The sequence below is a fragment of the Enterococcus plantarum genome, from assembly GCF_001730295.1.
GTDB classification, from domain to species: Bacteria; Bacillota; Bacilli; order Lactobacillales; family Enterococcaceae; genus Enterococcus_L; species Enterococcus_L plantarum.
The window spans coordinates 43,606-67,727 of sequence record NZ_MIKA01000009.1 but is presented as its reverse complement, the minus strand read 5'-3'; the positions used below and the strand labels follow the sequence as shown (position 1 = coordinate 67,727).

At 36.2% G+C, this 24,122-nt stretch carries 19 protein-coding genes; 12 read left to right on the top strand and 7 right to left on the bottom strand.

Annotation, left to right across the window (positions count from 1 at the left end; translation table 11 throughout):
- Window positions 1–332: 332 nt before the first annotated feature.
- On the top strand, window positions 333–2,156 hold the full coding sequence (locus BCR22_RS04890; protein ID WP_069653862.1) for an APC family permease: 1,824 nt from the start codon (window positions 333–335) through the stop codon (window positions 2,154–2,156).
- Between the two features lie 53 nt (window positions 2,157–2,209).
- On the opposite strand, the gene BCR22_RS04885 is transcribed toward BCR22_RS04890, so the two are convergent.
- From BCR22_RS04885 to BCR22_RS04870, 4 genes are read right to left on the bottom strand one after another with little or no spacing between them, the layout of a single operon-like run.
- On the bottom strand, window positions 2,210–2,878 hold the full coding sequence (locus tag BCR22_RS04885; RefSeq protein WP_069653861.1) for an ABC transporter permease: 669 nt from the start codon (window positions 2,876–2,878) through the stop codon (window positions 2,210–2,212).
- Window positions 2,878–3,813: an osmoprotectant ABC transporter substrate-binding protein gene (locus BCR22_RS04880; RefSeq protein ID WP_181429538.1), complete on the bottom strand. Its 936-nt coding sequence runs from the start codon at window positions 3,811–3,813 to the stop codon at window positions 2,878–2,880. The genes BCR22_RS04885 and BCR22_RS04880 overlap by 1 nt, the downstream gene beginning before the upstream one ends.
- Complete coding sequence (locus BCR22_RS04875) at window positions 3,810–4,445, bottom strand: ABC transporter permease (protein ID WP_069653859.1); 636 nt, start codon at window positions 4,443–4,445, stop codon at window positions 3,810–3,812. The genes BCR22_RS04880 and BCR22_RS04875 overlap by 4 nt, the downstream gene beginning before the upstream one ends.
- 4 nt (window positions 4,446–4,449) lie before the next feature.
- Entirely contained in the window at window positions 4,450–5,643 is a 1,194-nt protein-coding gene (locus BCR22_RS04870; RefSeq protein WP_069653858.1) for a betaine/proline/choline family ABC transporter ATP-binding protein, read from the bottom strand.
- Window positions 5,644–6,180: 537 nt separating this feature from the next.
- Here BCR22_RS04870 and BCR22_RS04865 point away from each other — a divergent pair.
- The 5 genes from BCR22_RS04865 (at window position 6,181) to queA (ending at window position 10,770) form a co-directional block, all read left to right on the top strand.
- Window positions 6,181–6,870 (top strand): hypothetical protein, encoded by a 690-nt coding sequence (locus tag BCR22_RS04865; RefSeq protein ID WP_069653857.1) that lies wholly within the window; start codon window positions 6,181–6,183, stop codon window positions 6,868–6,870.
- Between the two features lie 36 nt (window positions 6,871–6,906).
- Complete coding sequence (locus tag BCR22_RS04860; RefSeq protein WP_069653856.1) at window positions 6,907–7,425, top strand: hypothetical protein; 519 nt, start codon at window positions 6,907–6,909, stop codon at window positions 7,423–7,425.
- Between the two features lie 229 nt (window positions 7,426–7,654).
- Window positions 7,655–7,972, top strand: a complete 318-nt coding sequence (locus BCR22_RS04855) for a PadR family transcriptional regulator (RefSeq protein ID WP_069653855.1) — start codon at window positions 7,655–7,657, stop codon at window positions 7,970–7,972.
- A gap of 305 nt (window positions 7,973–8,277) precedes the next feature.
- Window positions 8,278–9,528, top strand: a complete 1,251-nt coding sequence (locus BCR22_RS04850) for a DUF4097 family beta strand repeat-containing protein (protein ID WP_240485854.1) — start codon at window positions 8,278–8,280, stop codon at window positions 9,526–9,528.
- Between the two features lie 210 nt (window positions 9,529–9,738).
- Complete coding sequence (gene queA, locus BCR22_RS04845; RefSeq protein WP_069653854.1) at window positions 9,739–10,770, top strand: tRNA preQ1(34) S-adenosylmethionine ribosyltransferase-isomerase QueA; 1,032 nt, start codon at window positions 9,739–9,741, stop codon at window positions 10,768–10,770.
- A 152-nt stretch (window positions 10,771–10,922) separates the two neighbouring features.
- On the opposite strand, the gene spx is transcribed toward queA, so the two are convergent.
- Window positions 10,923–11,321, bottom strand: coding sequence for a transcriptional regulator Spx (gene spx / locus BCR22_RS04840; protein WP_069653853.1), 399 nt, complete (start codon window positions 11,319–11,321; stop codon window positions 10,923–10,925).
- 407 nt (window positions 11,322–11,728) lie between these two features.
- Here spx and lanM point away from each other — a divergent pair, with 407 nt between their 5' ends.
- Together lanM and BCR22_RS15370 are read left to right on the top strand one after the other, a co-directional pair.
- On the top strand, window positions 11,729–14,605 hold the full coding sequence (gene lanM, locus BCR22_RS04835) for a type 2 lanthipeptide synthetase LanM (protein ID WP_240485853.1): 2,877 nt from the start codon (window positions 11,729–11,731) through the stop codon (window positions 14,603–14,605).
- Between the two features lie 80 nt (window positions 14,606–14,685).
- Complete coding sequence (locus tag BCR22_RS15370) at window positions 14,686–14,859, top strand: hypothetical protein (protein WP_167351504.1); 174 nt, start codon at window positions 14,686–14,688, stop codon at window positions 14,857–14,859.
- A gap of 52 nt (window positions 14,860–14,911) precedes the next feature.
- Here the strand turns inward: BCR22_RS15370 and BCR22_RS04830 are convergent, their stop codons facing one another.
- Both BCR22_RS04830 and BCR22_RS04825 read right to left on the bottom strand, forming a co-directional pair.
- Entirely contained in the window at window positions 14,912–15,244 is a 333-nt protein-coding gene (locus BCR22_RS04830) for a hypothetical protein (RefSeq protein WP_069653852.1), read from the bottom strand.
- A gap of 19 nt (window positions 15,245–15,263) precedes the next feature.
- Window positions 15,264–15,518, bottom strand: a complete 255-nt coding sequence (locus BCR22_RS04825) for a helix-turn-helix transcriptional regulator (RefSeq protein ID WP_069653851.1) — start codon at window positions 15,516–15,518, stop codon at window positions 15,264–15,266.
- Window positions 15,519–16,228: 710 nt separating this feature from the next.
- Here BCR22_RS04825 and BCR22_RS04820 point away from each other — a divergent pair.
- From BCR22_RS04820 to BCR22_RS04805, 4 genes are all read left to right on the top strand, one after another.
- On the top strand, window positions 16,229–18,865 hold the full coding sequence (locus tag BCR22_RS04820) for a calcium-translocating P-type ATPase, PMCA-type (RefSeq protein ID WP_069653850.1): 2,637 nt from the start codon (window positions 16,229–16,231) through the stop codon (window positions 18,863–18,865).
- 658 nt (window positions 18,866–19,523) lie between these two features.
- Window positions 19,524–21,470, top strand: a complete 1,947-nt coding sequence (locus BCR22_RS04815; RefSeq protein WP_167351505.1) for a KUP/HAK/KT family potassium transporter — start codon at window positions 19,524–19,526, stop codon at window positions 21,468–21,470.
- Window positions 21,471–21,643: 173 nt separating this feature from the next.
- Complete coding sequence (locus BCR22_RS04810; RefSeq protein WP_069653848.1) at window positions 21,644–22,942, top strand: hemolysin family protein; 1,299 nt, start codon at window positions 21,644–21,646, stop codon at window positions 22,940–22,942.
- 227 nt (window positions 22,943–23,169) lie between these two features.
- Window positions 23,170–23,898: an epoxyqueuosine reductase QueH gene (locus tag BCR22_RS04805; RefSeq protein ID WP_069653847.1), complete on the top strand. Its 729-nt coding sequence runs from the start codon at window positions 23,170–23,172 to the stop codon at window positions 23,896–23,898.
- Window positions 23,899–24,122 lie beyond the last annotated feature (224 nt).

Here is a 24,122-nt window from a genome sequence, read left to right as displayed (position 1 = left end):
TCGCTTTTTTACTTTTAAAGTCTGTACGAATATTGTTTAGACGTTTTTTGTAAGGTTTAAGAAATGGTTTGTTCTTTTTCTATTAACGCCGAGAAAAGAAGGGAAGACGAACTATTTTTTTTAAAATAACACTCTTGTTATAATGAAGAAAATCAACGGACTGAGCGTTTCTTTAATGGATAAGGAAAGAGTGATAAATTTTTTAATAGTTTAACATGAAAATAATTGACAATCCCAATTTATGAGCGTAGCATATGTCATTGTTTGTGGAAAAAAATACAAATTTTTCCTACTAATAGGTTATAAAAAAATAGAGAAGGAGAGGGGAAAAAGTGGACTATTTAAAACGATTGTTCATCGGAAAACCATTGAAATCTACTGAAAATGATGAACATAAATTAAGTCGATTTGCAGCATTGGCTTTGTTGTCATCAGATGCATTGTCTTCAATTGCTTATGGTACAGAACAAATAGTTGTTGTACTTGTTACACTGTCTGCTGCTGCTATATGGTATTCACTACCGATTGCTGCTTTTGTTATTATTTTACTTATATCATTAACGTTATCTTATCGGCAAATCATTCATGCGTATCCTCATGGCGGTGGAGCTTACGTTGTTAGTAGTGAAAATTTGGGAAAAAATGCAGGTCTAGTGGCTGGTGGGTCACTGTTAGTTGACTACATGTTAACGGTTGCTGTTTCGGTTTCTGCAGGAGCTGAGGCGATCATTTCGGCGGTACCGGCTTTATACGGTCACCAAGTTGCAATTTCGATTGTCATTGTTTTGTTGATTATGTTGATGAATTTACGGGGATTGAGAGAATCCGCTAGTTTTTTTATGTTGCCTGTTTATAGTTTTATTGCCGTGATTACACTGCTCATTGCAACAGGTTTAGTTAAGATCTTTACAGGTGCCGTACCATTACATGCGACCGCAATTCCAGGAACCGTTGTACCAGGTATCACGATTGCGTTGATTTTACGAGCATTCTCATCTGGTTCATCTTCTTTAACGGGGGTTGAAGCAATTAGCAATGCCGTGCCATTTTTCAAAAAACCTCGAGCAAAAAATGCGGCTGGAACATTAACATTGATGGCGGCAATTTTAGGATTTTTCTTTGTCGGCATCACGTTCATAAACTATTGGTATGGAATCGTCCCACAAACTGAAGTAACTGTGCTAGCTCAAATCGGGAAAGCGGTTTTTGGACAGAATATTCTTTATTATGTACTGCAATTTTCTACAGCGTTGATTTTAGCTGTTGCTGCTAATACGGGATTTTCGGCTTTTCCAGTACTCGCATACAATCTAGCAAAAGATAAATTTATGCCCCATATGTATATGGATCGGGGAGATCGTTTGGGTTACTCAAATGGGATTTTGACTTTGGCAGCTGGATCGGTTGTTTTGTTATTGATTTTTCAAGGGTCGACGGAACGATTGATTCCGCTGTATTCCATTGGTGTGTTTATTCCGTTTGCCTTATCTCAGACAGGGATGGTTCTTAAATGGCGGAAAGAGACTGAAAAATGGTTATCAAAATCGATTGCTAATATTGTCGGTGCGTTTATTTCTTATGCGATTATCGTTATTTTATTCATGTATCGTTTAGGCGATATCTGGCCATTCTTTATTATTATGCCTGTTTTGATTTTTGTTTTTTACAGTATCCATGCTCATTATCAAAATGTAGCTGAACAATTGCGCTTAGAGGAAACTGTGAAGCAACAGGAATTTTATGGCAATACAGTCATCGTTTTAGTTGGGAATGCGACTCAGGCAAATGTGGGAGCTGTAAATTATGCTCGTTCGATCGGTGATTATGTGGTTGCGATGCATGTGTCATTAGATGAAAATATCGCAAAAGAAAAGGAAATTGAAGCAGAATTTAAGCGACATTTTCCTGATATTCGTTTTTCTGTCGTTCATTCATCTTATCGGTCGATTACGAACCCCATTCTTCGTTATGTTGATTTGGTGAGTAAAAATTCAGCGAAGCGACAGTATACGACGACGGTGTTGATCCCGCAATTTGTCCCTAATCGACGTTGGCAAAATATTTTGCATAATCAGACGAGTTTACGTTTACGTCTACGGTTATCTTGGCGAGAAAATATTGTTGTCGCAACGTATAGTTATCATTTGAAGAAATAGAAACAGAGCAAGTAAGAATAGTTAACATTCTTACTTGCTCTGTTTGTCAAATTCTAGGAATGTTTACTCGCCGGATCTAATCGGCGTTCGATCATGCCTAATATCCAGTCTGTAATGATAGCCATTAAAGCCGTTGGCAATGCTCCAACAAGGATAATTGCGGTACCATCTGTGGCATTTGTTCCACGAATAATAATATCGCCAAGACCGCCGGCACCTACAAAAGCACCAATTGCTGTGATTCCGATCGCCACAACTAAAGCATTACGAATCCCTGCCATAATTACAGAAACGGAGAGTGGCAATTCCACCATATAAAGTCGTTGCCATTTTGTCATCCCCATGCCTTTACCGACATCTAAAATATTTCGATCAACTTGAATCATCCCAGTATAGGTATTCTTAATGATCGGTAAAAGAGAATAGAGAAAGACTGTAACAATAACGGTATTCACTCCAAGACCAAGACCTAGCATCAAAATAGAGAGCATTGCTAGGGAAGGAACTGTTTGAATTAAGTTTGCGATACTCACGACCCAACCAGCCATTTTTCTTCTTCGAGCAATGAAAATACCAATTGGGATTCCTACGATTGCAGCAAATAATACACCGTAGATGGAAATTAAGAAATGCCGAACAAATTGACTCAAAACATAACTACCGTTTTGCTCAAAGTAATAGAAAAACTGTTGTAGTAAATTCATATCTTGTAGATTCTGCATTATTTCCCACCTCCTTCAGATTCGAAGAAATGGTGTTCTTTTAAGAAGTTTTCCGCAACTGTTGCTGGTTCCATTAAATCGTTGTCTGCTTGATAATTTAGTTTTTGCATTGTTTCTGTCGAAATTTTTCCTGAAAGTTTAGCAATGACATCGTTCAATTCAGGATGTTTTTCTAAGAGTTCATCCGTTGCAACGGCACAGGCATCGTAAGGTGGGAAGAAGTGAAGGTCATCTTCTAAAATAACTAAATCATAACTGCCAATCCGGCCATCTGTTGAATACCCTAAAACAACGTCCATCTTATTAGCCGCAACAGCATCATAAACTAAACCGATTTGCATAGGAAAAACACGTTTGAAGTCAAAGCCATATGTTTCAGTAAATCCTTTATACCCATCGCCTTTACGGTCGATCCAAGAGGTGTCAACGCCAGCGGTCAATTGATCACCAACTTTTTTTAGGTCGCTGATGGTTTTTAAATTGTATTTTTTTGCTGTTTCTTGTGTGACCATAAATGCATAGGTATTAGCAAACCCATAAGAATTAAACCATTTTTGTTGGAATCTTTTTTGAAACTCTTTTTGCACGACATCAAACGCTTTTTTAGGATCTTTGATTGGGTCCATGTTTAAGGTAGTCGTCAAATCGGTTCCGGTATAACGAGCTGCTGAAATTTGAGCATCTCCGTTCATCATTGCTTGATGATTGATCGTAGTTGTTGCTAAATTGTTGATGATCGTCGTTTTTTCATCTGTATAATGTTCAATCATGCCAGCAACTAAACTTGCTAGTATTTGCGCTTCTGATGTAATTCCACCAGTAATGGAAATCGTAGAATCATCGGAATTAGAAGCAAGCCCAGGTAAAGAACAACCAGATAAAAGCAATGCGCTAAAAAATGCTATGAGTAATAATTTTAATTTACGTTTCATCATTCTGCCTCCCTTAATGCTTTAGGAGTTAATTTCTTCTCTAACAGACCCAATAATAAGTCTGCAGCTAAAGCCAAAATAGTAACAGGAATGGTTCCCGCAAAAATCAAATCAGGTTGATAATTATTTAATCCGCTGAAAATGAAGTCTCCGAGACCACCAGCACCAATGTAAGAAGCGAGCGTTGCCCATGCAATGACATACACTGCAGCTAGGCGAATTCCGGCCATGATCGTTGGCATAGCGATAGGTAACTCAACCATGAAAATCGATTGCACATTTGTCATGCCCATTCCTTTGGCAGCATCTTTATAATCAGAACTTACTTCTTTGATCCCAATATACGTATTTCTTAAAATAGGTAATAGAGAGTAGATAAGCAACGCAATGATTGCTGGAATTTTACCAACACCAAAGATCGGAATCATCAATGCAAGTAGTGCCAATGAAGGAACGGTCTGTAAGGCACTTGTTAAACCAATGACAATGGCAGCCGTTCTTTTTGTTCTCGTCAACAAGATTCCAATTGGGACAGCAAACAAAATTCCTAAGATAAGTGCAACACCAGAAATAAAAATATGTTCACCGATTTTAGTGACAAATTCATTTCCTCTTTCTAAAAGAAACTGATTCATTTTGCTACACCTCCGCTTGAGGTTGTTTGACATCAATTGATTCTGTTTCACTTGTAAATGGAGTGGTTTCTTCTGTTTCTTCTTCACCCCAGATAACATCATACACAATGTCTACTAAAGAAGCTCTAGTTAGAATTCCAACGACTTTTTGTCGGTCATCAACAACGGGAACATATTTTAGTCCACGTTTTAAAATTCGTTGCAGGGTATCGCGTAATAATGAGGATTTTTTTACAAAGAATACTTTAGGATTCATGATATCGCTGACACTTGTCGCGGTATTTCTACGGCGGTCAATCGTTTCAACGTCAACAAAGCCTTTTAAGACGCCTGCGCCATCTACCACTAAGAGTGTATCAACACGTTTTTCTCTCATTAGTTTGATTGCTTCTGACAATGATTTTTCCGGGGTGATCGTGATAGCGTTATTTAGCATGACTTCACCAACTGTGGTGATATCTGGTTTAGCCTGGATCAAGCGATCTTCACCAATCAACTCTTCGACAAATTCATTGACTGGATGACGTAAGATATTGTCTGGTGTATCAAATTGAATGACTTTCCCTTCGCTCATGATGGCAATTCGATTCGATAATTTTAATGCTTCATCCATATCGTGGGTAACAAACACAATGGTTTTTCCTAAACGTTCTTGTAAATCTTTAACTAAATCTTGTAAAGAGTCTCTTGTGATTGGATCTAAAGCTCCAAAAGGTTCATCCATCAAGATAATATCCTGATTCGCTGCAAGAGCGCGGACAACACCGATTCGTTGTTGCTGACCTCCGGATAGCTCATTGGGATAACGATCTAGCATTTCTCTAGGGAGTTCAACTAAATCAATCATTTTTTCTGCGATTTTATTTCGTTCTTCTAGGTCAACTTTTAATAACTTCGGTACAAGAACGATATTTTCTCTAATCGTCATGTGTGGCATCAAGCCGATATTTTGAATGACATAGCCAATTTTTCTGCGTAATTCTACTGGATTGATTGTTTGAATATCTTCACCATTGATCATGATTTTTCCTTTTGAGGGATCAGTCATTCGATTGATCATCCGCATAGAGGTTGTTTTACCACTTCCGCTAGTTCCGATAAAGCAGATAAACTCCCCTTTATTAAAAGACAGATTGACGTCATCTACAGCGATTTTACCGCCTTTGTAAATTTTTGAAACATGTTGAAATTCGATCAACTTTCTCACCCCAAATTCTTTTTTCTGTGTCTCATTCTTTAAATGATTGCAGTGTTTCCTAACAAACGTTTCTACTACTAGTATGCTACAAAATAACGATTTGGACAAATCAGATGTTTTTTTTGTCATTTTAAATTAAAATTTGTGAGAAAATTATTCGATTTTACCAACGAATTTGGGAGTAAAGAATAGTGAGCGTGATTAGGGAACTATTATTCTATTGACAATAGTAAGGAACCTTAGTATATTGATGATGAGCATCTACTGTTTTATGAATAATAGAGTAGGGAAGGAGCATGAAATTTAAAGAAATAGTTTAAGATAGTTGGTGTGTAGGGTCATTTAATAGTAGTTAACCTGTAAAAATGGTTCGATTGCGTATGATTATGTTAGTGGGTAACGTTACGGTTACCTTTAAGATGCAGAACTTTTCACGTAAGCGTTACTATTATCATAAGGTAGATCTGATTTACTCAAAAATAGAAAAGATACAAAAAAAGACAGTAATTAATAGCATAAAAGGAGTTTATTAAGCACATGAAAATTAAGAGAATAGTTATAATCTTCGCTTTAATAGTTGTTATTTTGACTGGATGCGCAAAGAATGCAGATCCAAAAGATGTTGCCACAACTTTTATCAATAATGTCATTTATGATACAGATAATGAAGAGGCAGAAAAGTACTTCTATCAATTAGATGCGCCTAGTCAGAACGATCTGATTCAGGATTTCTCTGAATTATTCGATGTTTCAAAAGAACAAGCAAAGGACTTGGTAGAAATTTATCAAGAACGATTGGATGAAGAAACCAGCTTTTCTGTAAAAATGAAAGACAGTTCCTCAAATAAGTATAAAGCACAAGTAAAAGTGACAGGTTTAGATCAGAGAGCGTTTAATCAGACTCTGGATAAGAAGACAGATGAAGAATTAGTAAAGTGGTTAAGAGATAAAGGGTATGACACGGTCAAACATATAGAAGACATAGACAAAATTTCTGATGAAAAGCAATTAAAAGGCATTTTAAATGAATTAAACGAACTAACAGAGAAAGACCATAATCAACTTCAATTTGAGGCACTAAAAGAAGCGTTTAAAGAATTGAAAGCATCCAAAGAAACGAAGACGATTTATTTAGAATTGGAGCCGGATAAGAAAGAAAAAAAATATTGGATCATTGTAGATGAAGAGAAACGATACGGAGAACTATTGGATGCTTTTCAAGGATAATTTGATAAAAAATATAGTGATTAAGGGGAAATTAGAATGAAAAAATTTATAGTATTTTGTTTGGCTCTTTTTATCGTTGGTATGGGAATGTCTCAGACAATCAATACCGCGAATGCTACATTTTCAAAAGATGAGGCAGTTAAGGAACGTTTTGCTTTAAAAAGAGAACATCTTGCTGAAGTCGTATCAAAAAAGATTACTCATGTTGAAAATTCAATTAAGAAAAAGTTAGAGGCAAAAGAAACAAAACGAGCCCAAAAAAAGCAACAAGAGGAAGCGAAAAAAGTAGAAGAGGAACAAGCTGCTAATCAGAAAGCTCTGAAAGAGACAGAAAAAGAATCAGCGGCAAGTCAACAAGCAGTAGAGGAGACATCACCTCTATCGCCAGAAAATACAGAAGGAACCGAGGCCGTTTCTGGTGCGTCAGCTAATGGACAAGAAATAGGACGGAGAAACAGAGAGTGGGGCGAGCAGTTAAGCGATCCTAATTTGACACCGGAAGAACGTCAAGGTATCATTCAAGAGAAAAAGAATTACAACCGCTATAACCACTGATAGAAGGCCAAACCTTTTTTGTTCTAAAGCATAAATCATTTTGTAGCAGGACTGATTTTCAACGTTTTGAGAAGCTAGACTTTACTTATTAAGGAGAACGTTTTTTTCTAGAAGAATCGTAAAGATTGGCATCTTACTAACTGGTGTTGTAATCGGTTTATTTCAGTGGATACTTATAAGAGATAGCGGGTAATTTTGTCAATCAAAACTGTGATAAGGGGATTGAGCGATGAGGGCTTCTAGCCAGTTTAAAAAAGGTGCTTTAGAAATGTGTGTGCTTCATCTTATTCAAAAAGAAGATAGATATGGATATGAATTAACACAACGAGTGAATCAGTTTATACCTATTACTGAAGGCGCGCTTTATCCCGTTTTACGTCGATTAGTCAAGGAATCCTATTGTGATATCTATACAAAAGAATCACCCGATGGTCCATCCAGAAAATACTATAAAATGACTGACAAAGGAAAAGAATACTTGAAACTTTTAGAAAGTGATTGGGATGATTTCGTTGAACAAGTAAGTAAACTAAGGGAGGCAGAATAGTACAGACGATGGAAGACTATTTAAACCAACTAAAGGCTGCTTTTGCTGAAGAAGATATAGAACAGTTCAATGAGTTAAAAGAAGATTTATTGGAATAATTAGCTATTTGTTTAGAAGAGGGACAGACAGAGGCTGAGGTAGTATCTAGACTTGCGCCACCGGAAGAGATTGCCGCAGATTTTTATGCGGATCTCAGTTTATCTGCGGCAATCAATGCTAAAACTTCTGTTGTACCAAGAGAAGCAATTCAAGAGGTATTCATTCAAACACAGAAAAAAAGAATACACAAATGTGTAAAAACAGTATTGAATTTTTTCAAACCATTTATACTACTCATCCTATTAGCAACTCTTTCTTTTTTCTTGATATATCTATTTAAAGAGCTGAATGAAGAACAAAATCTTGCCGGAATTCCAACGATTTTGAGTCTACTATTGTTGGCAATTATTTTGCAAGTAGTTAAAAGTTGGATTGTAAAAAAACGTCGGTTGATCAATGGTTTATCGAGTGGATTGCTGGGATTGAGTTTATTGATGCTTCTGTTTTTTTCTGTAACCAATCAATTGCTGTACAGAGGTAGACCTTACTATAAGGAGATTCGTTTATCTTCTGAAAAACATGCTGCCTTTCGTTTTGATTCAGATGCGGATGTTGAGTTTACGACTGTAGAAGTATCTAGTGCGGAAAAGCCAAGCTTGATGGTCAAGGGGCGTTTTAAAGAAAGTGATATCCAAAAAATTGAACGTGGTTCATATGAAAATAAAATAAATTTGACTTTGGATCAAGAAAATATGTTTGATGTCTTTACTAAAACTGGACGATCTGAAGTGATTTTTTTCATTCCAAAAGGGGCGATTCTTGATGATTTTCATTTAGGCTTAAGCCGTGGAGATTTGCGTTTGTTGGATATTCAAACAAAGAATTTTGATTTAGAATTAATTACAGGTGATGTCTATGTGAAAAATATTATTGCAGATACGGGGACTATACGTAGTGCGTATGGTGATGTGATCATAGAAGAATCTGCAATGAATTTGAAAGTAAAAAGTGATTCTGGTAAAACAATTATCACGGGCATGTTAGGTGATCTGAGCATTGAAGGGAATAAAGGACTGTCTATTTTAAAATTCCTACGCTCAGATAATGTTGTCCTAAACAATCGATCTGGCCGTACGATTTTAGAAGATTCTGAAACAAAGAAACTGAACGCTACTGCCACAAATGGCCAAGTCATTGTTAAGCGAACAGAAGGTGAGCTCATGATAAGCAATGAAACTGGAAAAATCATTTCAGAAGAAAATCAAGGTACATTAGCACTTGAAAATGGATCAGGTACCACGATTGCTATCCAGGAAAGCAAAGTAAATGCAACTGTATCTAGCCAGTCGGGTTTTATCAAATGGCTGCAAGGCCCCAGTCAACCCGTAACTATCAAAGCAAATACAGATACTGGTGAGATGAGGAATGATTTTGCTGATCTGCAAGATAACACAAACTATTTAATTGATGTAAAATCAAAAAGCGGAGATGTCAAAATTTTAGAAAAAATTGAATAACATTTTCAGTAGCTGCAAATCTTATAGAAATATAGAGTCTAGAGGGAAACTATTTTTTAGTTTTAGCTCTAGACTTTTTATTTAGTTTCATTGATAGTAAAAAGAACCCTATCAATTAACTTATCACCAAAGAAGAAATGAACTTCATAGCCAGATAACCTAAAAAATGGTAGAATAGCCAAGACAAATCAAGTAGAAAGAGTGACAAATATGCTTAGTACAGAAGATTTTGATTTTGATTTACCAGAAGAACTGATTGCCCAAACGCCTTTAAAAGATCGAACAAGTTCAAGACTTTTAGTTTTAAATCGAGAAACCAAGGAAATAGAAGATAAACATTTTCACGAGATCATTGATGAATTAACTCCTGGTGACGCACTGGTCATGAATGATACAAGAGTGCTGCCGGCTCGCTTATATGGTGAAAAACCTGAAACAGGTGGGCATTTAGAAGTACTTCTTTTGACCAATACAGATGGAGACACATGGGAAACACTGATAAAACCAGCCAAACGCGCAAAAGTTGGCACCAAAATCAGCTTTGGCGATGGTCGTCTGACGGCAACTGTTGTGGAAGAATTAGAACATGGTGGTCGGATTGTGACGTTTAAGTATGAAGGAATCTTTTTAGAAATTTTAGAATCTCTTGGAGAAATGCCTTTGCCGCCGTACATCAAAGAGCGTTTAGAAGATCCTGATCGGTATCAAACCGTCTATGCCAAAGAAAATGGGTCTGCAGCAGCCCCTACAGCAGGTTTGCACTTTACGCAGGAACTACTTGCTAAAATTCAGTCAAAGGGCGTGAAGCTTGTTTATTTGACCTTACACGTCGGATTAGGAACTTTCCGTCCCGTTAGTGTGGATAATATTTCAGAACATGAAATGCATAGTGAATTTTATCGTTTAACAGAAGAAGCCGCCGCTCAACTGAATAACGTTCGTAAAAACGGAGGGAAAATTGTTGCAGTAGGAACAACATCGATTCGTACGTTAGAAACAATCGGAACCAAGTTTGATGGACAAATCAAAGCAGATAGTGGCTGGACAGATATTTTTATTACGCCAGGATATGAATTTAAAGTCGTACAAGCTTTCTCAACGAATTTTCATTTGCCTAAGTCAACCTTAGTAATGTTAGTCAGTGCATTCGCTGGTAAAGAATTAACACTTGCGGCGTATCAGCATGCAATTGATGAACGTTATCGGTTCTTTAGTTTTGGAGACGCAATGTTTGTGAAGTGATACAAAATAAACGTCTAACAAAAAACTCATTCTATCTCTAAGTGAAGTGAGTAGGAAATAAGTGCAATCTGGTTCGCAGATTGTGCTTGTCCTATTTGTTCAAACTTAGAAATGAATGAGTTTTTTATTTTTTGGATTCGAGGTAGTAGCAATTATAAACCGCTTAAAAGTAATGTTTGGGATAATTCTCTTTTACGGACTGATCTTGGTAAGAAACAACGAATTTCATCTTCGTTGAAACCAATCTGTAATCTTTTTTCATCAATCATAATTGGACGACGAAGTAGTCCAGGATTATTTTGGATAAGTTCTAATAATACGTGCAAAGGGAGCTCATTAATATCTGTATCTAACTTTTGGAAGACTTTAGAACGAATCGAAATGATATCTTCTGTTCCTTCTTCCGTAAGGATTAATATATTTTTTAGTTCATCTAATGTAATAGGAGTAGTGCCAAAATTCTTTTCTTCAAATGGAATATCATGATCGATCAGCCATCTCCGTGCTTTTCTACATGATGTACAGCTATTTGTTGTATACAATTTTAACATAAATTTCAGATCCTTTCGAAAATATTGGTACATACCTCTTAATAACTATAATATACTAAAAGTAAAAGATTCACAAAATAAATGCTTACGAAATAGCTGTTTGTTTTTATCAAAAGGTAAATATAAATGAAAATTCACAAACTTTTGTTATTTTTGTGGGTCATTTCAATACCAATTGTGACATTAAGAAATCGGGCTTGTTATGTAAAGGCTTTATTTTAATGAGCGATTAAAAATGTCGCTATTCCTTTGACAAAGAAATACTGGATTTCGAGAGGTTAATTGTTGGAAATCATCATTTTTATGTTGTTAGAAGTAATAATGAAATAAACTTATGATAGTATTTTTCCTACTTTTTTATTATGATTATAAAGAAGACAGAAAATGTCAAAGGAGAGGGATCGCTGATGGAAGAATTAACCTATAGTTACGCTACAACAATATCAGAAAGAATCCAGTGTTGGAAAGACTTGGATGTAGAATCCGAGGATTATTTAAGACAGTGGCAAGCACGTAAAAGTTTATTGAAAATAGCCGATTATGATAAAATAGTTCAACATTATCATGTAGATAAACGAACGTTTGGCATGGGACTATTACCTTTTACTGAAGAACGTGCGACATTATTAATGCCGACTGTTGAAAAAAGTGAGTGGTTCCAACTTCACAGACAGCTATTTTCAGTTGAAATCCCAATAAAAGAAATGACATTAGTCACTGCATTGCGTTTTCATTTGTATTATTACGAAGAACATATCCGAACTATTTTACAAAAATTTCCGTCGCTTCACATACCAGAAAAAGTAGTGACAGAGCTAGTCGATCAATTATCCAATGAGTTCTTTTTTATTGCGCAAAAAACATTAGTCTGGGATGTCCATCAGATGATTGAAGAATATCAGCTTCAAGCTGAATCTAAAGAAGCTGAGTTCACTAAATACATCGAAGAATTTCTTGGTGATAAGGAACGAACCTATCTTTTTTTTGGAGAATATCCTACACTGGCTAGAATTCTTGCGGTCAGGTTGACTTTTGCGTGTGAAGTAATCGAGGAGTTTATCTCTTCTGTAAACGCTTCATCAGACTCTTTAACTGAAACGTTTGCTATCTCTACGCCTATGGAACTCACTAAAATTGAACTCGGACAAGGAGATAGTCATAATCGTGGGAGAACAGTGATCCAGTTTCAAGTGCAAGATACACCGCTGATTTTTAAGTTTAAGAATCTAGAAATAGGAGAGCGTTTTAATGCTTTATTGACCTATCTTGAAAGCTTAGATTCAACGTTGTCCTTTTATAAAATCAAGCGAATCATTCGCCCGACATTTACCATTGAGGAAAAAGTCGCATATCAGGAATGTAAAAATGAAGGGAATGTGACTGATTTTTATCAAGAGTATGGCCAGTTACTGGCAATCGTCTATTGGTTAGGGGCAACGGATTTACATATGGAAAACGTGATTGCTCATGGGCCACATCCTGTGTTGATCGATGTTGAGACGTTGATTCGGCCTGAAATGTTCAGCTTGACTCAACCAATATCGAAACAAACGCGAATAGAAAAACAATCTGTACTTGTATCAGGTTTACTACCGCAAAAAAAACAATGGAAACGTGAATTGGAAATGGACGCGTTATCTGGTACCAAGCAAAAATTACCAAAAAAGGTCAGAAGATTGAGAAATGATCGTTCTAGCGATATTGCTTTTCAATTAGAAGAAGCCTATATGGACGGCGCCCAGAATATTCCGCGTCTAGCTGGAAAAGAAGTTGATTATCTACTTTACCGTCAGGTGATCCAAACGTCGTTTGAAAAAATGAATCAACTATTACTAAAAAACAAAGCTAAATTTATTGAACAAGTCAAAACATTATTAGCAAATACAACGATCCGACTCATATACAGAGATACACAACAGTATGGGAATTTATTGAATTTTACTTTACACACAGATTGTATGTCTAATTATATTGAACGTGAAAAGGTCATTGAAAGTCTATGGAGGAGCAAAATTGTTCCAGAACCATTGATTCCTTTCGAAATAAACGCGATGTTAGATCATGATGTGCCTTTAGTGACAGCTAACACCTCATCAACAACGATTGGCATAAACGGTCATGAGCTAGAGCATTTATTAATACAGACCCCGTTAGAAGATACGGTAAAGCATATGGAGCAGATAACAGAGAAAACCAGTCATTTTTCGTATCTGTTACTAAAGGAAAGTCTAGGTACTCTAGAATATAATACGCAAGAAATAGTGATTCCAACAGAAAACGGTTCAATTGACTCCTCATTATTACAAAAAGCGGCCGATATTGGTGATAAAATCGTTGATCAAATGATGATAGATCCAGAATATGGCGATGTAACTTGGATGTCTGTTTTTCCAGAATCGGATGATGAGATAGGAATCGTGTATCCTGGAACAGACCTTTATGAAGGCAGCGGGGGCATGTACCTGTTTTTAGTATATTTGAACTACTTTGTTCCAAAAAAGAGCTACCAAGAGATGATTGATTTATTGGAAAAAGAAATTTTTCTAATTGAAAACGAATCAAAGACTTACCAAAGTGCTTTCTTCGATGATGGAATGCGTCTGACCGTTGCATTTTATGTGACAAGACTGCTCAAGGATGACAAGCATCGTTTATACATGGAAAATAGCTTAGCAACGTTAGAAAAGTCTCAGATAGAAGAACAAAATAAATGGAATGAATGGATTTATGGTAAAGCTAGCTTATTAACAGTTTTAGCAGCGGTCTATCAAACATTCCAGGAGCAAAAAGCCTACGAACTACTTGTAAAATATGTACAAGCAGTGACTTGTGACGAGATGGATGACAATAGCTTTGCTCATGGTTATGCGGGAGTATGTTATGGTTTGAGTAGAGCAGACCAAGTTCTTAATGACAAGAAGACAAAAGAAAAACTAGCTTGGTATCAAGAGAAGTTTGAAGAAAGGCTTGAAAAAGACATAATTGTAACTAAATCATGGTGTCGAGGAACATTGGGCATTATGGAAGTAGGAAAAGTATTGAACATCACTTTTACGAAGGAAATTCTTGAAAATGTAGAGGATGATTGTTTATGCCATGGAAATTTTGGAAATAACGATAATTATTTAAATGATATTAATTTATTAATGGGTAATGTCATTAAATTAAAATCTGATCCAGAATGCATTCCCATTGGTCTTTTTTGCGGCTTAGCAGGGATAGGGTTTCAATTGTTAAGAGCGTATGACTCGTTCAATGTTCATTCCTTGTTATTCGTTAAGTGAAACAATCTGAAAAAAGAACTTTACTTATTCGTGAGAACGTTTTATAATTTATGTATTGAAGTAAGGGGAGGAATATTATCATGAGAAAATTATCTATTGAAAAAATGGAAACTACAAAAGATTCCAAAAAAGTTGATGTAGTAGTAGGAGCTTCGTTTGAAAGAAGTAAGAACTCTGAAGATACTATGGATAGATCAGAAACAATCGTTGCAAATACTGTGGGCGGTTGGTCTCGGTTAGTTTGTTGGCCATAAACATGAATAGATAAAAAAAGAACTAACTCTTGTTAGTTCTTTTTTTTATCTATTAAATTGATTTCTTTAAAATCATAATACAAATAGCTTCAGTACCAGATATAATTAATACAGCAAAATTCAAAATCCATGAATATGCTAATTCATTGTACGATGCAATATCGTAGAATAAGTTACTTAAAGCAAATAGTATAATTAAAGTGATAATAAAAGAAATAAAACTTGCTGCTGAAATAATTTTCTTTCCACGTTCGTCTTTTCCTTCTTTACTAAAGAAAAAGTAAACAGAATATACGATAAACACAATGGATAGTGCAATAACCACTAGGCTAGACCAGTGATTGACAGGCAAGTTATCAAAAAAAGATTTAAGTGATTCAGTCATAATTTATCCTTTCCTTCCGTTAGTCGGTTTCTTCGTCTGTTTGCTCGTCTTCGGTTAATTTCTTGAAAGTGAAAATCTGTTCAATCGGCACTTCGAAAACGTCTGCTATGTCGTGAGCCAGTAAAAGGGAAGGATTGTATCTATTTCTTTCTAGTTGAATAATTGTTTGTCTAGATACTCCCACTTTGTCAGCAAGTTCCTGTTGGGTCATGCGTTTCATGGCTCTGTAGACGTGAATGGAACTCTCAAAAGATGAGTTCTTCTTTTTTGGCATTGCAAATCCCTCCAATAGTCTAATTTATGTATTAAATAAAAAGCGCATAGTCAATATACCATATCTTACTTTCACTTACAAATATCATGCAGATAAAATATAGAGAAAAAAGCCAAGCTTCTCGATTAGCCTGGCTTTCGTTTCTGGAAGGAATCAGTGTATCGAATGAGTTTTTTTTACTTTTCGTTATACATGCAAAGTAATTAGTTGAATTTCTTGTTCATAAACCAAATCTTGTCTTCATTACATTTTCTACATTTCGTTGCTTAAATTTTTTTTTGATTAAACAATCTTTATATGTGTTTTTTGATTTATTTGGATGAATCATCCAACCTTTTACACATACTCACTATTTGTAAAGATGTTTTTATGATTTTTATACTCTACATAGACACACTGTTTTGAAAGGTGAATCCTGTTCTGCTAACAATTTTGTGTTTATTCGTTTCGTGCTTCGAGAAATTCTTCAATCCAACTGATTAATCCTCCTTCCTTCTACAAGTATAATAACACAAAAAGAAAGCGTTTTCAAATAAAAGAATTTTATTTTTCACTTTCTCTAATTATTTAATGGCTGAGTGACTAATCAAAAAAAGTGTGAAGAAAAAATAAAAAATTAGCCATATTTATTGAAGTTTGAAAAAAAAACATGGTATAGTGAATGTAGATACTATATTAATAGAAGGAAAAAATAAGAATGGGGGGATAGGATGGAAGCATACAAACAACCTATCGAGACAATTATCAAAGAAGTGAACACAAATAAAGAGCAAGGATTGACGGAACAAGAGGTAAAGAGACGCCTTAATGAACATGGCGCTAATAAGTTTCAGGAAGCTAAAAAAGAATCGATCCTGAAAAAGTTTCTTCACAGTTTATCTGATTTCACCACAATGATTTTATTAGTTGCAGCAGCTATTTCGTTTTATACAGCAATTGCTACGGATCATGGAGATTATTTTGAAGGGATTCTGATTATCGCAATTGTGATCATCAATGCGGTATTGGCCATTGTTCAAGAAGGAAATGCTGAAAAATCGTTAGCAGCATTGCAGGATATGAATAAGCAAAGCAGTTCTGTTTTACGTGATGGCAAAGTAGAGACCATCGATGCAGAAGATGTTGTTGTTGGCGATATACTTGTACTAGAATCAGGCTCGATGATTACAGCAGATGCTCGTTTGATTCAAGCATCGCAACTTAGAGTGGAAGAATCTGCCCTTACCGGGGAAAGTGAACCTATTGAAAAAGATTCAGAGTACATAGGGAAATCTGATGCACCAATCGGGGATCAAATCAATATGGTATTTAAAGGTTGTACGGTTTCAAACGGTCGTGGTCGAGCAATCGTTACAGCAACTGGTATGCAAACTGAAATGGGAAAAATCGCTGGATTATTGAACGATGACGTGACACAGCAGACACCGTTACAAAAACGTTTGAATCAGTTAGGTAAGCGTATCAGTTTCATTGCGTTAGGTGCTGCAGCATTAGTGTTTATCATTGGTGAATTACAAGGTGAGCCAATGTTGGAAATGTTCATGACAGCAGTATCGCTAGCAGTAGCAGCGGTACCTGAAACATTGATGGTGATTGTAACATTAACACTCGCTTATGGTGTGCAGAAAATGGCTAAAAAACATGCAATCATTCGCCGTTTGCCAGCTGTTGAAACACTTGGAACTGCAAACGTTATTTGTTCTGACAAAACAGGAACGTTAACACAAAATAAAATGCGTGTTAGACGTGTCTGGTCTCGTGGAGACGAAGTAACGGATACCGAAGATGCAATGACAGATGAAGCGATGGAAGTTTTAAAAATGGCTTCTTTATGTACGGATGTTATTGTGGACAAAGAAGGAGACGACTTGGTTATCCAAGGGAATCCAACGGAGGCTGCAATTGTACGCGCAGTGGAAGAAAATTATCATACAAAAGCTGAATTAGAAGAAAAATACCCAAGAATCGGTGAAATTCCATTTGATTCAGAGCGTAAAATGATGACAACAGTCCATAAAATGGGGAAAAAATATATCTCTGTAACCAAAGGTGCGTTTGATGTTTTATTGACACGTTTCCGTTTTGGCGATTTAGATCAAGCAGCTGTAGTGAACGACCGATTTGGAAAACGGGCATTACGCGTTATTGCAGTTGGTTATGCAATCTATGATGAAGAACCAACTGAAATCACTTCAGAGGCTTTAGAGAAGAATCTGCGACTGTTAGGATTGATCGGTATGATCGATCCGCCGAGACCGGAAAGTAAAGGTGCTATTGCTAGAGCTAAAAAGGCTGGGATCAAAACAGTTATGATCACAGGGGACCATGTAGTAACAGCAGGAGCGATTGCGAAAGAATTGGGGATTTTAACAGATAAGAGTGAAGCTTTGACAGGATCAGAGTTGCAAAAAATGTCTGATGAAGAACTAGATTCACGAGTGAAATCACTTTCTGTTTATGCTCGAGTAACACCAGAGGATAAAATTCGTATTGTTAAGTCTTGGCAACGTACAGGAGCAGTTGTTGCTATGACGGGTGATGGAGTCAACGATGCACCAGCTCTAAAAGCAAGTGATGTTGGATGTGCCATGGGTATTACAGGAACGGATGTCGCTCAAGGAGCTGCGGATATGATTTTAACGGATGATAATTTTGCAACCATCGTTGATGCAGTAGGGCAAGGCCGGGCCGTCTATCGAAATATTCGTAAAGCGGTAAACTTTTTACTGAGCTGTAATATCTCAGAAATATTCATTGTATTGATCGCGATGCTATTAGGCTGGGGTGCACCATTTACGGCGGTTCAATTATTATTTGTTAACGTTGTGGCAGATGGTCTTCCAGGGTTTGCTTTAGGGAAAGAGCCAGCTGAAAAAGGGATCATGGATGAAGCGCCAATTCCAAGAAATGAAGGAATATTTGCCCGTGGTTTATGGCAGAAAATTGGGATCAATGCGTTTGTCTTCACGGTGATCACCTTGTTTGGTTTTTACTTAGGTGCAAATGTTGATTCAGTGTCATACTTTTTCGAAGCAAGTCATGAAATTGGTCAAACTGTTGCATTCTTGATTTTAGCTTATTCATCGATTTTACATGTCTTTAATGTTAGAAGTACAGAATCGATTTTTAGAGTAAAATTATCAACGAATAAATCACTGTTTGAAATGGCTGTGTTGGCTGTTATTATTACGACAGTTATTGCTTTATTACCATTCACACAAGATCTGTTCGGATTAGTTCCAATTGGAATGAATCACTGGTTATTAGTAATGGGCTTATCGATCGTGCCAATTTTTGTAAATGAGATGATCAAATTCCATTATTCACCAGAAGAAGAAACTGAATAAAAATAGAATAACTGCAACGCTTGATGTACTGATTCCTTAATAGAATTTAGTACTTCAGGCGTTTTTTTTGTAAATATTTAATTATGTGAAAGGGCGCTGTGAAAAGACTATTGAAATTATTTACATAAAAGGCTTGCTAAAATGGTAAAGGAGTATTATAGTTGTTATCAAAATCAGTTGTTTTGATTTTTTAGCGATGTTTTTTTAAATTAATTATAACTAAACAACCGATATTTTTATTTGGATGCCCAAATAAAAATCTTAGGGGAGTAGCAACATAGTTTATCTATGTTTTTAGATCAACAGCAAGTGTGAAAACACTGGTCTAAGAATGAAATTGCGAGACCTAAGTGTAAGGGCCAAGTGTCGTTTCACTTAGGTCTCTTGTTTTATTTAAAAATGGAAATTTTGGTACTGTGTTTTCATGCTGAAGCTGAATAAATACTTTGGCTTTTAACAACATCTAGCTTCGCAAGCTAACTCTTGGGAAAGAGAACGAACCCTTTTAGTGATAAAAAATGTCACACATAAAGGTCTCTATTCTACTGTCAGAGTTATACAAGCCTGCCTAGCTTTTAAATTGGAGGAGAATCTTGTGGTAGAGAAGTCAAAAGTTTCGCATCATCAGAAATTGACGGCTGCTGGTCTTTTAGTAGCGATGGGTGTCGTTTATGGAGATATCGGAACAAGTCCGCTTTATGTGATGAAAGCGATCGTGGGAGACAATGGTGGTCTTCAAAATGTTTCAGAGAATTTCATTATTGGTGCGGTATCATTAATCTTTTGGACATTAACGATTTTAACAACAATCAAATATGTTGTGATTGCTTTGAATGCGGACAACCATGGTGAAGGGGGGATTTTCTCTTTATACACGCTTGTGCGCAAAAAAGGAAAATACTTGATTATTCCAGCCATGATTGGTGGTGCAGCGTTATTAGCCGATGGCGTATTGACACCTGCGGTAACGGTGACTACTGCAATTGAAGGATTGCGGGGAATACCAGTTTTCTTTGATCGGTTCGGGAGCAATCAAAACATTATCGTGATGATTACCTTAGTTATTATTCTTATCTTATTTTCTGTTCAGCGTTTCGGAACGGATGCGGTTGGAAAAGCTTTTGGGCCGATTATGTTTGCATGGTTTACATTTTTAGGTGTCATGGGGTTACTCAATTTTGGGCAAGATTGGACCGTTCTTCGTGCGTTGAATCCATACTATGCAATCCATCTGCTTTTTAGTCCTGAAAATAAACTAGGGATCTTTGTTTTAGGAAATGTATTTTTAGCCACAACAGGTGCAGAAGCACTGTATTCTGACTTAGGACATGTTGGTAAACACAATATACGTGCAAGTTGGCCGTATATCAAAATTTGTTTGATTTTAAACTATTTAGGACAAGCAGCGTGGATCTTGAACGCAAAAAATGATCCATCTATTTTAGCGATTGAAAACCTAAACCCATTTTTCCAAATGATGCCAAATAGTATTATGTTTATCGGTGTTGTTTTTGCTACAGTGGCAGCAGTAATTGCATCACAGGCCTTAATTTCAGGTTCATTTACTTTAGTTTCAGAAGCAATTAAATTAAAGTTGTTTCCAAGATTGAAAATTATTTATCCAGGTGCGAATATTGGTCAAATGTATATTCCAGCAGTCAATATGATGCTATGGATTGTCTGTTCATTGATCGTGATCACGTTTAGAACCTCTACGCATATGGAAGCAGCGTATGGTCTTTCAATCACTGTAACGATGCTGATGACAACTATTTTATTGATGTTTTATTTACTACAAAAAGGTGTACCAAAATGGGTTGCCTATCTGGTTACCTTATTCTTTGGAAGTATCGAATCGATTTTCTTTGTCTCAAGTATTGCGAAATTCTTCCATGGTGGTTATGTTGCTGTCGGAATCGCGTTGTTGATCTTAGCGGTAATGACGATATGGGAATGTGGCAATATTATCAAAGAGAAAACATCGGATACCGTTCCGCTTAAACAATATGTTGAACAATTACGGCAATTAAAAGACGATACAAGCGTTCCGAAATCTCAAACAAATGTTGTTTTCATGACACCAGATACGATTGGGGACGAGATTGGACGACAAATCATCTATTCAATTTTAGATAAACAACCAAAAAGAGCAAATGTCTATTGGTTTGTAAATGTTGAAGTAACCGACGAACCGTTTACGAAGGAGTATTCTGTGGATATGATGGGTACAGATTTTATTGTGCAAGTACAGCTTTACCTTGGTTTCCATGTGGCGCAAGAGGTCAATGTTTATATTCGACAAATCGTTCACGATTTAATGAAAGAAGGTCGTTTACCTAAACAACCACAGAAGTATTCATTGACACCAGGTCGTGAAGTCGGAGATTTCCAGTTTATTATTATTCGTGAAGAGCTATCTAAAGTGACGGAGTTAAAGAAATGGGACCGTCAAATCATGCAATTAAAATTGGCAATCAAAAAAAGAACGACAACGCCAGAAAACTGGTTTGGTTTGGAATATAGTGAAGTAAAATATGAATCTGTTCCGTTGATTATTGGTGATACGCGGAAGACTAGATTAAGGGAACGAAAAGGGTTATCCTAAATAAAAATAGCCTAAATTAAACGGCGAGAAAAAAGTAGCTCTTTCGAATAAAAGTCGAAATTGTCGGAGCTAAATGCTTTTTTCTCTGCCTTTTTTCATTCGATAGTTCCTATTCGCGCTATTTTTAAAGGACAAGTATAATAAGTAAAGAGAATAAAAATGAGGTGTAAAAGATGCTTGCAATAAATTTTTTTATATTATTTTTAATGATTGCGATTACGGCTTTTTTTGTCGCGAGTGAGTTTGCTCTAGTAAAAATTCGTATGTCTAGATTAGAACAATTGAAAAAAGAAAATGTCAAAAATGCTGAGTTGGCGATCCATGTGACACATCATTTGGATGCTTATTTATCTGCCAGTCAATTAGGTATAACTTTAACAGGATTGATTATTGGGTGGGTTGGCGAAGGTTCGGTAGCGACATTGTTGCATCCGCTGATAGGAAATTTACCAGTCAGCGCTGCGCTTAGTCGGACGGTCTCAGTGATTTTAGGATTTGCAATTGTCACATATGTGGATGTTGTGGTCGGTGAGTTACTGCCAAAAAGTTACAGTATTGCCCAAACTGAAAAGGTTGTTTTAGCCATTGTAAAACCTCTGCATTATTTTTATAAAGTGATGTATCCTTTTATTTGGTTGTTGAACCATTCTGCAGCGAAGCTTGGGAAAATATTAGGGATAAAATTAGTTTCAGAAGGCGAAGAAACATTGACGCAGGAAGAATTGTTATATGTAGCCGTTGATTCGTATAAAAAAGGGGAACTGACTAAAGAGGAATATCATTATATGGAAAATGTGTTCGAATTCGATGATACCCTTGCTAAAGAAATTCAGGTCGATCGCACCTCAATGGAGGTTTTTGAAGCAGATGAAACGGTGGCGCAGGCTATTCAACACTCTTTGAAAAGAGGACATACTCGCTATCCAGTCATTGAGGAATCGAAAGATAATGTATTGGGGTATGTAACGTTGCCCGCCTTAATCAAAGAATCGTTTATCAACGATCAAAGAAAAGTCGGCGAATTAGTAGAGGAGCCAATCATTGCTTTGGCTACTATCCCAATCAAAAGTTTGTTAACGATGATGCGAAAAGAAGGAAAACATATTGCGATTTTAAAAGACGAATATGGTGGAACAACAGGAATGGTCACGATTGAAGATATTTTAGAAGAGCTAGTTGGAGATATCAGGGATGAAACAGATTTAGAAAATGCGTTGATTGCAAAAGAAGCAGATAATTCTTATATCGTCTCAGGGAAAATCACGTTGGATGATTTTGAACGCTATTTCAATGTTAAAATACCATTGTTTGAAAACTCTGAAATGTCTACGATAGCAGGCTTTATCGTGGAGCAAAAAAACAATCAAATTGTTGTAGGAGATCAAATAAAAATCGATCGTTTTACTTTTGAAGTGATGGATTATGAGCATGCCCATATTGATTACTTTAAGGTAATAAAATCAGCCGAATAACAATAGTAACACACGGAGAAAAAATAAATTCTCCGTGTGTTTTTATCCATTTTTGTACTTGTTGAGAAAACCCAAAAAGATGATTGACGTAAAGTCGTTATTCAGCTAGGATTAAGGAAAGTGAAATCAGAAATGATTGACGTAGATGCACAAATCTTTTTAACGAATAAACAAAAATTAAAAAACGAACGGGTTTACATAACGTTTTATTATATGGAGGCAATTCATTGATAAATGTAACAGAAATAACGGAGAAAATGTCTCCGAATCAGAAAATCAATTATGATCGTGTTTTGCAAAAAGTGATTGCAGAATGGGAAAAATTGGAGGTTCGTCCAACTATTTTGCTTCACAGCTGTTGTGCGCCGTGCAGTACCTATTCGCTTGAGTATCTAACGAACTATGCGAATGTTACGATTTTTTTCGCTAACTCCAATATTCATCCAAGAGCAGAATATCAACGCCGCGAAATCGTGCAACAAAAATTTGTAGAGAAATTCAATGAGCAAACCAATAACCAAGTTCAGTTTTTAGCGGCACCTTACGAACCAAATAAATTCATTCAGATGGTGCAGGAAAATAAATTGACAGAAGAACCCGAAGGCGGACAAAGATGCTCTGCTTGTTTTCAAATGCGCTTAGACATTGTTGCGGAAAAAGCACAAGAATTAGGCTATGATTACTTTGGGAGTGCACTAACACTCTCTCCGAAAAAAAATAGCCAATTGATCAATGAAATTGGCATTGATATTCAAAAATTTTATGCAACCAATTATTTGCCTAGTGATTTCAAGAAGAATAACGGATATAAGCGTTCAATCGAGTTGTGTAAAGAATACGATGTATATCGTCAATGCTATTGTGGCTGTATGTTTGCGGCAACAAAACAAGGTGTTGACTTAAAAGTGGTGAATAAAGAAGCAAAAGAATTTTTAGTGGAGCAATCAAAACAGTAAAATAGAACAAGGATGGGAGAGCAATGCTTAACTCCGAGAAATAAGAGAGAGTTGTTTATTCTCCTACCGTTTACTCGGATTACTTGAGGCTGAGATATGACTGTAGAGTTATGTCCCAGCTTATTTTTTTTGAAAGATGCAACGCAAGTGTATAGTTTTAAACTATATAAACTGATAGAAAATAAATGTTATTCTATATTTCTTTCACGTGGTAAAGTAGATTC